The 12,138-nt window shown below is 63.1% G+C and carries 15 protein-coding genes; 10 read left to right on the top strand and 5 right to left on the bottom strand.

All coding sequences use genetic code 11. The features are described 5' to 3' along the window. The first annotated feature begins 171 nt into the window (after positions 1-171). Genes IPM06_03960 through IPM06_03940 form a run of 5 tightly spaced genes read left to right on the top strand, consistent with a single transcriptional unit; the run spans position 172 to position 4,886 of the window. Positions 172-1,077: an SMP-30/gluconolactonase/LRE family protein gene (locus IPM06_03960; GenBank protein ID MBK8769570.1), complete on the top strand. Its 906-nt coding sequence runs from the start codon at positions 172-174 to the stop codon at positions 1,075-1,077. A gap of 10 nt (positions 1,078-1,087) precedes the next feature. Beyond that, positions 1,088-2,083: a GguC protein gene (locus IPM06_03955; protein ID MBK8769569.1), complete on the top strand. Its 996-nt coding sequence runs from the start codon at positions 1,088-1,090 to the stop codon at positions 2,081-2,083. Further along, entirely contained in the window at positions 2,083-2,976 is an 894-nt protein-coding gene (locus IPM06_03950) for a 2-dehydro-3-deoxygalactonokinase (GenBank protein ID MBK8769568.1), read from the top strand. Before IPM06_03955 ends, IPM06_03950 begins: the two co-directional genes overlap by 1 nt. 15 nt (positions 2,977-2,991) lie before the next feature. After that, positions 2,992-3,732 carry an SDR family oxidoreductase gene (locus IPM06_03945; GenBank protein MBK8769567.1) on the top strand — a complete coding sequence of 247 codons (741 nt, stop codon included), beginning with the start codon at positions 2,992-2,994 and terminating at the stop codon, positions 3,730-3,732. 5 nt (positions 3,733-3,737) lie between these two features. Next, complete coding sequence (locus tag IPM06_03940) at positions 3,738-4,886, top strand: hypothetical protein (GenBank protein MBK8769566.1); 1,149 nt, start codon at positions 3,738-3,740, stop codon at positions 4,884-4,886. A gap of 60 nt (positions 4,887-4,946) precedes the next feature. Here IPM06_03940 and IPM06_03935 read toward each other — a convergent pair whose 3' ends face one another. After that, positions 4,947-5,396, bottom strand: coding sequence for an Hsp20 family protein (locus IPM06_03935; protein MBK8769565.1), 450 nt, complete (start codon positions 5,394-5,396; stop codon positions 4,947-4,949). A 242-nt stretch (positions 5,397-5,638) separates the two neighbouring features. Here IPM06_03935 and IPM06_03930 point away from each other — a divergent pair, with 242 nt between their 5' ends. From IPM06_03930 to IPM06_03915, 4 genes are all read left to right on the top strand, one after another. Further along, positions 5,639-6,019 carry a hypothetical protein gene (locus tag IPM06_03930; GenBank protein MBK8769564.1) on the top strand — a complete coding sequence of 127 codons (381 nt, stop codon included), beginning with the start codon at positions 5,639-5,641 and terminating at the stop codon, positions 6,017-6,019. A 170-nt stretch (positions 6,020-6,189) separates the two neighbouring features. Further along, positions 6,190-6,663: a hypothetical protein gene (locus tag IPM06_03925; protein ID MBK8769563.1), complete on the top strand. Its 474-nt coding sequence runs from the start codon at positions 6,190-6,192 to the stop codon at positions 6,661-6,663. A gap of 59 nt (positions 6,664-6,722) precedes the next feature. Further along, positions 6,723-7,526 carry a hypothetical protein gene (locus IPM06_03920; protein MBK8769562.1) on the top strand — a complete coding sequence of 268 codons (804 nt, stop codon included), beginning with the start codon at positions 6,723-6,725 and terminating at the stop codon, positions 7,524-7,526. Between the two features lie 46 nt (positions 7,527-7,572). Further along, positions 7,573-8,511 carry an alpha/beta hydrolase gene (locus IPM06_03915; protein MBK8769561.1) on the top strand — a complete coding sequence of 313 codons (939 nt, stop codon included), beginning with the start codon at positions 7,573-7,575 and terminating at the stop codon, positions 8,509-8,511. Here the strand turns inward: IPM06_03915 and IPM06_03910 are convergent. After that, positions 8,481-8,858, bottom strand: a complete 378-nt coding sequence (locus tag IPM06_03910) for a J domain-containing protein (GenBank protein ID MBK8769560.1) — start codon at positions 8,856-8,858, stop codon at positions 8,481-8,483. The two genes, IPM06_03915 and IPM06_03910, sit on opposite strands and share 31 nt — an antisense overlap. A gap of 212 nt (positions 8,859-9,070) precedes the next feature. Here IPM06_03910 and typA point away from each other — a divergent pair, with 212 nt between their 5' ends. Further along, a complete protein-coding gene (gene typA / locus IPM06_03905) occupies positions 9,071-10,897 on the top strand; it encodes a translational GTPase TypA (GenBank protein MBK8769559.1) in 1,827 nt (608 codons plus the stop codon). Between the two features lie 6 nt (positions 10,898-10,903). Here the strand turns inward: typA and IPM06_03900 are convergent, their stop codons facing one another. Genes IPM06_03900 through IPM06_03890 form a run of 3 tightly spaced genes read right to left on the bottom strand, consistent with a single transcriptional unit; the run spans position 10,904 to position 12,117 of the window. Continuing rightward, the gene (locus IPM06_03900; GenBank protein MBK8769558.1) at positions 10,904-11,512 is read right to left on the bottom strand and encodes a hypothetical protein; all 609 of its coding nucleotides are present in this window, start codon (positions 11,510-11,512) and stop codon (positions 10,904-10,906) included. After that, the gene (locus tag IPM06_03895; protein ID MBK8769557.1) at positions 11,513-11,830 is read right to left on the bottom strand and encodes a DUF167 domain-containing protein; all 318 of its coding nucleotides are present in this window, start codon (positions 11,828-11,830) and stop codon (positions 11,513-11,515) included. Then, the gene (locus tag IPM06_03890) at positions 11,827-12,117 is read right to left on the bottom strand and encodes a YggT family protein (GenBank protein ID MBK8769556.1); all 291 of its coding nucleotides are present in this window, start codon (positions 12,115-12,117) and stop codon (positions 11,827-11,829) included. Before IPM06_03890 ends, IPM06_03895 begins: the two co-directional genes overlap by 4 nt. Positions 12,118-12,138: the final 21 nt, after the last annotated feature.

The raw sequence follows: 12,138 nt of genomic DNA, 5'->3' as shown, positions 1-12,138 counted from the left end.
AGGTTGAACTGATCCAGCTCCGACATCGCAGGAGGGAATCCTGCCAGAGGGGCCCGGCGCTGGTCTCCCCGAAATATAGAGCAATTGCGGATATTCAAGGCCATCCCCGATTAAACATTTGTAAGGTGGCGGGAGTGGCTTTATTCCGGTGCGGCTTCTGCGGAGAACCCCATGGGAACGGTGCCCATTACCTGCCTCGTTGCATCAGCCGACAGCCTCGGCGAAGGCTGCCTGTGGGACCATGACGGCCAATGCCTGTGGTGGATCGACATCGCGCGGCCCAGCACCATTCACCGGTTCGTTCCGTCGACCGGCGATCATCGCATGTGGCACTCGTCCCTGCTGTTGACCACCATCGCGCTCCGCCGCCTGGGTGGCGTCGTGCTGGGCGGGGAAGACGGCGTGTACAGTTTCGATCCTGCGACGGGTGCCATTTCGCCATTTGCTTTTCCCGAGCGCGACCGTCCGCAGAACCGTTTCAATGATGGTGCCTGCGACCCGCAGGGGCGGTTGTGGATCGGCACCATGCACCAGAACATCGGCCCGAACGGCGAGGACCTGCCGATCCCGGCCGATACGGGCGCGCTCTATTGTGTCGATGGGGAGCGCACGTCCCGCCGCGTGGAAGATAGTATCGGCGTTTCCAACGGCCCGTGCTGGTCGCCCGATGGCCGCGTCTTCTATTTCTCGGATTCGAAGAACCAGGTGATCTACGCCTATGACTTCGACGGCGCCACGGGCCAAGTGTCGAACCGCCGCGTGTTCAATGACAGCCGCGCCCATGGTTATCCGGATGGCGCCACCGTCGATGCCGAGGGTTTCGTGTGGAGCGCCCGGTGGGATGGCTCGTGCGTGGTGCGCATCGATCCGCGTGGCCGTATCGATCGCGTGGTCGCCATGCCGGCGCAGCGGCCGACATGCGTGTGCTTCGGCGGAGACAATCTCGACGTGATGTATGTGACGTCATCGCGGGCCCATCTCGATCATGCCTCCCTGATGCGTCATCCGCTGCAGGGCGGACTCTTTTGTTTCAACCCGGGTGTGAGGGGAACGCCCAAGAACAGTTTTGCTGGCTGAGAGGACAACCATGAACATCGTTCAGTACGTCAATGAAAAGGGCAAGCGCCAGGTGGCCGTCGTGAAGGACGGGCAGCTGCACCCCATCAAGGGTCTGCGCACCACGCTGGAACTTGCCGAGCATGCGCTGGTGGAGCGTGCCGGACTTGCAAAACTCGCGGCGTCTCTCGCCTCGTCCAAGGGTGAAGATTATGCCGCCGCGCTGAAGGAACGGCGCGTGCTGCCGCCTGTCGATCACGCAGATCCCGCGCATTGCATCATCACGGGCACGGGCCTCACGCATTTGGGCTCAGCCGCGGCGCGCGACTCGATGCACAAGAAGCTCGACACTGCGGAAGAGACGCTGACTGACAGCCTCAAGATGTTCAAGATGGGCATTGAGGGCGGCAAGCCTGCGAAGGGCGAGGCGGGCGTGCAGCCGGAGTGGTTCTACAAGGGCGATGGCCGCTGGCTCGTCGCCCCAGGTGCGCCGCTGCCACAGCCCTCCTTCGCGCTGGACGGCGGCGAGGAGCCAGAGATTGCCGGACTCTATCTGATTGACGGCAAAGGGCGGCCCGTGCGCCTCGGCTTTGCGCTGGGCAACGAATATTCGGATCACGTGACGGAACGGCAGAACTATCTCTATCTCGCCCATTCCAAGTTGCGCCATTCGGCGATCGGCCCGGAGATGATCATGGGCGCCCTGCCGCAGAACATCGAAGGCAAGAGCCGCATCCTCCGCAAGGGCAAGGTGGTGTGGGAGAAGCCATTCCTCACGGGTGAAGGCAACATGTCCCACACGCTGGCCAACCTCGAATACCATCACTTCAAGTATGAAGCGTTCCGCAAGCCGGGCGATCTGCACATCCATTATTTCGGCACGGCAACGCTTTCGATCGCGGACGGTTTCCGCACGGAAGAGGGCGATGTCTTCGAAATCGAAGCGGCTCCCTTCGGAGCGCCCCTGCGCAATCCGCTGAAGCTGATGAAACCCGACTTCAAGCCGGGCGGCGTGAAGGCGCTGTGATGACGAAGCCCTTCGTCGCGGTCGACTGGGGCACAACGTCCTTCCGCGCCTATCATGTCGATGGCGGCGGGCGGGTCGTGGATGAAGTGGCTGATGGAAACGGGATCCTCGCCGTCAGCGACGGTGCGTTCGATTCGGCTCTGGAACAACGCCTTTCCCGCTGGGACCGGCGGCTGCCCATCCTGGCGGCTGGCATGATCACATCACGGCAGGGCTGGATCGAACTTCCCTACCGTGATTGCCCTGCAGGCCCCGCTGACATGGCGGCGGCTTTGCACCGGCATGAGATGGCTTCGGGCCGTATTGTTCACTTCTCGACCGGCCTCCATTACCTCAGCCCCAGTCTCGGCCATGATGTGATGCGGAGCGAGGAGACGCAGGTCTTCGGGGCCCTCGAATCGGGGGCGAAACATTTCATCACGCCCGGCACGCACTCGAAATGGATCGATGTGGAGGATGGCAGAATCGTCCGCTTCGATACCTATGTGACAGGCGAGATGTATGCGGTCTTGAAAGCCCACAGCATCCTCGGCCGCCTCATCGCGGGCGAAGCAACGGACGAGCCGGCATTCCGGCGCGGTGTGGAAAAAGCGCTGGCTGATCCTGCGGGCCTCAGCCATCTCCTGTTTTCCGCGCGCAGCCTCGCACTCTATGAGGAACTGCCGGGCGCTTCGGTGTCCGCCTACCTCTCGGGTCTCGTTGTCGGGGCGGAAGTGGGCCACGCGCTGATGGGCCGCGATCCCGGTGCCCAATACCTGATCCTCGCCTCGGCAAAGATCGGGGGCGCCTATGCGTCTGCGTTGGAGGTGGCGGGGGCCAAGGCGGGCTATGGAGTTGCCACGGCCATTGTCGCAGGGCTGCGGGCCATCGGGCTGGCAGCGAACATCATCTGAGGGCGGAGCAGGACCATGAAAGTTGCACTGATCACGGGTGCAGGAACCGGTATCGGCCGGGCCTGTGCCGTTGCCCTGTCGGAGGCCGGATTTGCAGTCGTCCTCACGGGCCGGCACATGGACAAGCTGGCGGAGACCAAACGCCTGATCAAGGGCGAGTGCCTGTGCGTCACCGCTGATGTGACCAACCCGGAGAGTGTGCGCGCGCTGTTTGCCGAGACACTCAAGGCCTACGGCCGTCTCGACCTGCTGTTCAACAACGCCGGAACAGGCGCGCCGGGAACAGTGATGCTGGAGGACCTCACCTTCGCGCAGTGGAGTGCGGTGGTGAACACCAATCTCACGGGGCCTTTCCTGTGCACGCAAGAAGCCTTCAAGATCATGAAGGCGCAGGTGCCGATGGGCGGGCGCATCATCAACAACGGCTCCATCTCTGCAACGGCACCCCGCCCCAATTCCGCGCCCTACACGGCGACCAAGCACGCCATCACGGGGCTGACGAAATCAACTGCGCTCGATGGGCGCAAATACAACATTGCCTGCGGGCAGATCGACATCGGCAATGCCGCCACCGACATGACATCGCGCATGACGGATGGCGTTCCCCAGGCCGATGGACGGCTTGCGCCGGAGCCGCGCATGGATGTGGCCCATGTCGCCTCCTCCGTTGTGCACATGGCACAACTGCCGCTGGAGGCCAACGTGTTGTTCATGACCGTCATGGCCACCAAGATGCCGCTGACGGGACGGGGCTGAGCGTTTTGAACAAGGCGCATCTCGCCCTCATCCTCACCTTCGCCGCCTTCGGCTCGGTCGTGGGAACGCATGTGGGGTCCATTCCGGTCTTGATTGCGAAAAGCGGCATCTCGCCCTTTGCCTTCGGCATTGCGGGCAGCCTCGGCATGCTTGTGAACATCGGCTGCATGGCGGCGGGTGGACTGGTCAACCGCATCGCCAGTCCGCGCACGGTGTTGCTGTTCATCGTGCCCGTTTCCATCGCCGTCCTGCTTGCGGCCCTGTCGAGCAATTCGCCGGTCACATTCTTCGTCACCTTCCTGCTGCTCAACGCCTGCATCGGCACCATGGATATCTTCATGAATGCCGAAGCCTCTGTCGTGGAACATGAGTTGTCGCGGCCGGTGTTCAGCACCTATCACGCGTGCGCCATGCTCGCGATTGCCGGCTTTGCGCTGGCGGGGAGCATGACATCGGTTTTGCTGGCGCCCTGGTTTGGAATCGTGCTGGCGGCGGTGCCGCTGCTTCTGGCGTGGGGTGCAATCCACAAGCATTTCCACGAGCGCGGACCGGCCGTTGTCACGGCGGGGCACGAACGCGTTCCCCTGCCGCGTGGATTGCTGACCGTGATCGGGCTTGCCGCTGGCTTCAGTGTCACCTGCGAGGTCGCGGCCATCCAGTGGTCCGGACAATTGCTGGCCAAGGTGGCGCCGGATTTTGCTGCGTTCTCTGGCCTTGGCCTTTGCTTCTTCGGCATCTGCAGCGGCGGCATGCGGTTGTTCGGCGACCGGTTGCGCACGGGCTTCGGCGACTTGCGGGTGATGGCCGTGGGACTGGCGGTTGCCGTTGCCGGCTTTGCCGGGCTCGGCCTTGCGCCGGGGTTCTGGCTTTCGGCACTGGCCTTTGCAGCGGTTGGTTTCGGCGTGTCGCTGGTGTTCCCCTGCCTCTTTGCGCTGGCAGGCCGGCTTGCGCCGCAGGCGCGGGCGGCGGCCATGAGCTATACAGCACTGGTCGGCGGCTTGCCGCGCGTGGCGCTGCCGTGGACGCTCGGCGTGCTCGCGGCGGCGCATTCCGTGAGCACCGTCTTTGCCGCCTGCGCCATCTTCGCGCTGGCCTCACTGCTGCTGATCGTCATGGCCTTTGCGCGCGCAGGGCAAAGGTTGAGCGCCGCCTGACAACAATAAAGGGCAGTGCCTGCGCACTGCCCTCCATTCATTCGGACCTGATCGGAAGAATCAGGCGGCCTTGGCTTCGATGGCCTTCGGCTTGTCCGTCGTGTTGATGGCGATCTGGCGCGGCTTCATGGCTTCCGGAAGCACGCGGGCAAGCGCCACATGCAGGAGGCCATGAGACATCTCCGCACCCTTCACCTCGACGTAGTCGGCGAGCTGGAAGCGGCGCTCGAAGCTGCGTCCGGCGATGCCCTGATGGAGCACTTCCACCGAGGGATCGGCCTTGTCGGCCTTCTTGCCGGTGATCGTCAGGCTGTTGCCCTTGGCTTCAATCGCGATGTCGGCCGGGCCGAAGCCTGCGACAGCGATGGTGATGCGATAGTCGTTCTCGCCGAGGCGCTCGATGTTGTAGGGCGGCCAGGCCTGGGTTTCGACGTTTGCGGCTTCATCGAGCAAACGGAACAGGCGGTCGAAGCCAACGGAGGAACGGTTGAAGGGGGAATAATCAAACATGTCACACTCTCCTTGAAGCAGTGTCTGCGGTTGCCCGCCGGAATGGCCGGGCTTCTGTTGGTTTTGCGTGGCCCCGAGTGGCGGCCACGCCTCTCAGGTAGGGAGGGGGAAGGCGAGTTCAAGGGGGCGGGGCCTGGAAAAATGAACGGCAGATGAATGGAAGGTTGGGCTTCAGTTCAACTTTGCCGCGCTATCTCTGGCGACAACGATGGCCAATCGGGGCTGTCTCTGGAGTGCAAACCATGTTGAAGAAATCCCTCATCGCCGCTGCTGCTGTTGCTGCTGCCGTCGCCGGTTTTTCCGCCACCTCGGCCCAGGCCGGCAAGGTCCATGTGGACGTCGGCATCGGTCTCTATCCGAACTACGGCTACCCGGCCTACGAACCCTACTATGACGGGTATGACAGCTACCCGGTCTATGGCCACGGCCATCACGGCGGTTCGTGGGGCGTGTCTTGCGGCGAAGCCAAGTGGCAGGTGAAGAGCGCCAACTTCCACAAGGTCAACACGCTGGATTGCTCCGGCAAGACCTACACCTTCACCGGCTGGAAGCATGGCGACAAGTACCGCATCAAGGTCAGCCGCAAGTACGGCGAGATCATCTCGGTATCGGCGCTCTACTGAGCAAACGATTGAACGGGGCGCGGCAATTGCCGCGCCCGCCACATTTCCGCCACCATGCTGAACCGCAGATGAACGCGGGGGTTGGTTAACGTTCAGCAAGTTTCTGCCATTTTCGCCCTCTAGGACGGCATCCGTGGTGCGGGGCACGTCCTGTACCGGAGGGCACATCCATGACTATCAAGACGATCATCACCGCCACTGGCCTTGCCGCCATGATGCTTGCGGGCTTTGGCGGAGCAGCGGCGGAAGCCAAGCCGCATCGTCATCTGCAGCGGCCATTCTTCGAATTCGAGGACTATCCCTTCGGCCAGCATTGCATGCGTTTTGGCCATGCCCTGCATTGCTCCGAACCGCGCTGGGGCGGCACCAATCACATCATGCGCCGCGATCCGGGCTACTATTCCTGGTCCAACGATCCGTTCGACCCGGGCTACCGCGTCTACAATGATGATCCGGGCTATTCCTTCAGCCACCGCCTTTCCTGCGGCGAAGCGCGCGAACGCGTGCGCAGCCTCGGTTTCAAGAAGGTCGTGAGCAAGGATTGCAGCGGCAAGAGCTACAGCTTCACCGGCAGCAAGCGCGGTCACCGCTATCTTGTGAAGGTGAACGCCCATACGGGCCGGGTGAAACCGTACGCCATGTGAGTTCGTTGGGAGGGGAGGACATTCCACCCGCCCGCCTAAGTTTGAAGGGGATTACTGCCATGTCATTGTTCCGCGCTGCCGCCGTTTCCGCCCTGGCGCTGGTCGCCGTCCTGCAGACCACCGGTGAGGCGGCCGCCGATCACCGCTACCGCATGCGTGTGCTGTGGCCGAAGATCTACGCGCCGCATCTCTCCGGCTACCTCTACCGCGACGAGACGGATGACGAGGACGTGGGCTTCTTCGATCCGGAGGACGAGGAAGACGTGTTCATTCCGCGCCGCCATCGCGACCGCAACGTGGTGCTCGACTACGGCAACGAGGACGAGGACCTCGACCCCGTATACGAGCCGCCGGTGAAGCGCGTGGTCAAGCCCAAGACCAAGAAGGTTGCCGTGAAGAAGACGCCGGCCAAGCCCGTGCAGACGGCCTCAGCCGTGGTGAAGCCCAAGGTGAAGCCGGTGATCAAGCCTGCCGCGCCTGTGGCGACCAAGGTGTCGGCTTCGTCCAGCGAGGCCGTGACTGTAAAGTCACCGACCAGCACGGCAGCGATCAAGGCCAATCCGCCGCTGACCAGCGCGGCCGTTGTGGCGAAACCTCCGATTCCGGCGGCCAAGACTGTGACGCCTCCGCCGGCAAAGGTGGCGACTGCGGCAACGGCTGCCAAGGCTGCGGCCCCGGCGGGTGCCGGCATCGGTTGCAGCAAGGGTGCCGAGATCGTCTCGGGCTATGGCTTCACCAGCGTGAAGCCGCGGACCTGTTCGGGCGCCACCTACACCTTTGATGCCACGCGCGCCGCCAACGCCTATCTGATCAAGGTGTCATCGGCCACGGGCGAAATCAGCGACGTCCAGAAGCTGAAATAACTCCGTCTTGTCCCCTGCCGTGGCCTTGCCTATAGCTTGGCCCGGCATGGAGCTTTATCCCACACTGGAAAACCGTCTGCCCCCCGGGGCGGAAGTCATTCCGCTCAAGACGGCGGATGGCTATGACCTGCGCGGCATGAAATGCGGCACAGGCGAGCGCGGCACCATCCTGCTGCTCACCGGCCGCAGCGACTTCATGGAACGCTACTTCGAAACCATGCGCGACCTTGCGGCCCGCGGGTTCTGCGTGGCGAGTTTCGACTGGCGCGGGCAGGGCGGCTCCGAACGCCTGCTCAAGGACCGCCTGCGCGGCCACATCGGCAATTTCCGCTCCTTTGACGAGGACCTGCGCACGGCGATGGACCAACTGGTGCGGGCCCATTGTCCTGGGCCTTACTATGCGCTGGCCCACTCCACCGGCGGGCACATCCTTTTGCGCAGCATCTTGCGCGAGACGTGGTTCTCGAAGGCCATTCTCACGGCCCCGCTCATCGACCTCAACTACAATCTCTGGCCGCGCTGGATGGCGCGCTTCCTCAGCTATGTCTTCACCCAGGGCCGCTTCTCGTGGATCCTGCTGCCTGGCATGCGGCGTGAGCCCTTCATGGCCCGCGACTACGTGGACAACCCGCTGACGCTGGAACCGCGACGCTGGGAACGCGACCAGATCACCTTGCAGCGCCATCCCGAACTGGGCCTCGGCGGGCCAACCTTCGGCTGGCTCAATGCGACGATGGACAGCATCGCCTCGCTCGGCGGGAACTGGCCGAAGGGTCCCAAATGCCCGGTGCTCATGGTGCTGGCGGGCCGCGACCGGGTGGTGAACAATGCCGCCGCGCAAACTTTCGCGCGCAGGGTGCCGGGCGTGTCGCTGGTCTATATCCAGGACGCCCTGCACGAAATCCTGATGGAGCGCGACGTCATCCGCCAGGAGTTCCTGGCGGGTCTCGACAGCTACCTTGGCGTGGCCGACGCCACCAGCTGATCGTGGGCGATGTTGATGCGCGCCAACATTGCGGCCGCATAGTCTTTCATCTCAACGGGCAGGTCGAGATTGGCGAAACGGTCGGGATGGTACATCTTCACCAGCGTGCGGTAGGCGGTCTTGATGTCATCCGGTGAGGCCTCCCGGCTCACGCCGAGCACGGCCCAGGGGTTGAAGCCGCTTTGGTCCGAGTTGCGGCGCTGCAAGTTCAGTTCCGCCTTGGGCGGGTTGGCGGCGGCGACCCGGTGGACGAGATCCTTGGAGAGGAAGAACTGCTCGCCCTCCGGCCCCAGCACATCCAGGTAGCGGTCGGCATTGTTCAGGATGTCCGCCAGTTTTCCGGACATGGCGAGCTTGACGCTGGCCATCAGGGTCCGCCCGTCGGCCATGGTCAGGATGACGAGGGATCGTTGCGGGCCGCTTTTCTCGAACATGGCTGGTTTCCTGCAGGGTTCCGGGGCCGGGGAGGCTAGCCGAGAAAAATTGCCAAAGGCTTGCGGCCTGTGCTAACGCCCGGGCCAATTCCCCTTGAGCTTGTAGAGAAAGTCAGGCGCACCCCATGAAACTGCGCAACATCGCCATTATTGCCCACGTCGACCACGGCAAGACCACGCTGATCGACCGGCTGCTTACCCAATCCGGCACCTTCCGCGACAACCAGAAGGTTGCCGAACGCGTGATGGATTCCAATGATCTGGAAAGGGAGCGCGGCATCACCATCCTTGCCAAGGTCACGTCCCTCAACTGGAAGGACACGCGGATCAACATTGTCGACACGCCCGGCCACGCCGACTTCGGTGGCGAGGTGGAGCGCATCCTCAACATGGTGGATGGCGCGGTGCTGCTGGTGGACGCTGCCGAAGGCCCCATGCCGCAGACCAAGTTCGTGCTGCAGAAGGCCCTGAAGATTGGCCTGAAGCCCATCGTGTGCATCAACAAGATCGACCGTCCCGACGAGCGCCACATCGAAGTGGTGAACGAGGTGTTCGATCTCTTCGCGGCGCTGGATGCGAGCGAAGAGCAACTCGACTTCCCGATCATCTATGGTTCCGCCAAGCATGGCTGGATGGCCGACAAGCCCGAGGGCCCCCAGGACAACATGAACGCCCTGTTCGACCTGATCGTGCGCCACTTCGCGCCGCCGATTGTCGAAGACGGCCCGTTCCGCATGCTGGCGACGACGCTGGAAGCCAATCCCTTCCTCGGCCGCATTCTCACGGGGCGCATCCGCTCCGGTTCGGTGAAGCCGAACCAGGCGGTGAAGATCCTGTCGCGTGACGGATCGGTTGTCGAAACAGGTCGCGTCTCGAAGGTGCTCGCCTTCCGCGGCATCGAGCGCGTGCCGGTGGAGGAAGGCGAAGCGGGCGACATCGTGGCCATTGCCGGACTGGTGAAGGCCACCGTCTCCGATACCTTCTGCGACCCGTCGGTGACGGAACCCATTGCGGCAACGCCCATCGACCCGCCGACGCTGGCCATGGCCTTCCGCATCAACGACGGACCGCTTGCGGGCCGCGAAGGCGACAAGGTGCAGAGCCGCGTCATCCGCGACCGCCTGATGCGCGAAGCCGAAGGCAACATCGCGCTCCGCGTGACGCCCTCGGAATCCGAAACGGACGCCTTTGAAGTGGCGGGCCGTGGCGAATTGCAGCTCGGCATTCTCATTGAAACCATGCGCCGGGAGGGCTTCGAACTCACCGTGGGCCGCCCGCGCGTTGTGTTCAAGATCGACGATGCCACGGGCGAGAAGCTGGAGCCGGTGGAAGAAGTGATCATCGACGTCGATGAAGACTACGCCGGCGTGGTGGTGCAGAAGGTTTCGGAGCGCAAGGGCGAACTGCGCGACATGCGCCCCTCGGGCACCGGCCGTCAGCGCCTTATGTTCCACGCGCCGACGCGGGGCCTCATCGGCTACCAGTCGGAACTCCTGTCAGATACGCGCGGCACGGCGATCATGAACCGCCTGTTCCATGCCTATGCCCCGCACATGGGCGAAATCCCGATGCGGCACACGGGCGCGCTCATCTCCAACGGCGAAGGCGAGGCTGTGACCTATGCCATGTTCAATCTGCAAGACCGCGGACCCATGTTCATCGAGCCGGGTGCCAAGGTCTATGCGGGCATGATCATTGGCGAACACACGCGCGGCAATGACCTTGAACTCAACGTGCTGAAGGAAAAGAAACTTTCCAACGTGCGTTCCAAGGGCGCAGAGGAAGCGCAGATCCTCACACCGCCCATCAAGATGTCGCTGGAAAAGGCGCTGGCCTATATCGGCGAGGATGAATACGTCGAGGTGACGCCGAAGTCGATCCGCCTGCGCAAGGCGGTTCTCGATCCGCACGAGCGCAAGCGCATCAGCCGCGCCAAGGAAGCCGCCGCATAAAGTGATCTAGCGCTGGCAGCCGTCGTTGGCGGCGATATTTTCCGTCACCGTGCCGCTGTTTGCGATGATGATGGGCTTGCTGGTCTTGCATGAGAAACTGGTGGCGAAATCGTCCGCCAGTTTCTGTGCGGCTTCATTCGCATTCGGTGCTGCCCCCTCGACGTAGCCCATGTGGCAGGCCTCATCGCCATCAAGCTTCGTCACCACCAGCCAGGTCTTGGTCTTCTCGGCGTTCTCCGGATCATAGGACACTGTCCAGCGCAGGATGGTGGCGATGGGCTTTCCGTCGCGCAGCCGCCATTCGATCTTGTTGCCGATGCTGTTGAAGCCGCTGAAGGTTTGCCGGACCGCACATTGATCGGCGGTGTCCGTGCCGAAGGTGATGTAGCTGCGAAGGTCGCCTTCGAAAAAGGTGACGACATAGTCGCCATAGCCCCGGCATTCATAGGTCGCACTGCCCTCGCCCTCGCCGGGTTGCGGGGCGGGGCTGGTGATCATGCAGGCTTTCTTGTCGTTGAGATCGAGGGCCGTGTAGGCGCTGCTGCTTCCGGCGAAGGCAGGCGATATGGTTGCCATGGCCAGTCCCAGCGCGGCAGCAAAGCATGTCCGGCGCATCTAATCCTCCCGCGCGAGCCCCTCGATCCAAGTCTGGACTGCTTCGCCATGGCTGGCAATGCGGAAGACCTTGTGACGGTCGGTCTCGCCTGCGACCTGTTCGAGCGCGGATTTGGGGATGCGTGCAGTCTTGGCGATCAGCGCCACGATGGCGGCATTGGCCTTGCCCTTCTCGGGCACGGAAGTGACCTTCACGGCCAGCGCCGTGCTGCCATCGGCCAGCGGCACAATCCCCGTGACGCTGTCACGCGAGGCCTTGGGCGTGGCCTTGACGTGAAGGTGCAAGCCCTTGGCCGAGGTGCGGAGCGGCCCTGTCACACGAGCAGGCGGGGCAGGTAATAGGCCACCAGGTATTGCAGGAACTGCAGGCCCAGCAACGCAATGATCGGCGAGATGTCGAGGCCGCCCAGATCCGGCATGACGCGGCGGATCGGACCGAGCACCGGATCGGTCAACCGGTGCAGGGCATAGTCGATCTGGCGGACATAGGGGTTCTGCCGGTTGACGATGCCGAAGGCGACGAGCCAGCTCAACACCACGGTGGCGAGGATGATCCAGAAATAGATGTCGAGAATGGTAAGTATAAGCCAGATGAAGGGATTCATGTTGCACCAGGTTTCGTTTCC

Source organism: Hyphomicrobiales bacterium (genome assembly GCA_016710435.1).
GTDB lineage: Bacteria > Pseudomonadota > Alphaproteobacteria > Rhizobiales > Aestuariivirgaceae > Aestuariivirga.
Note: the sequence above shows the minus strand (reverse complement) of the source record. Positions and strands in the feature narration are given on the sequence as shown.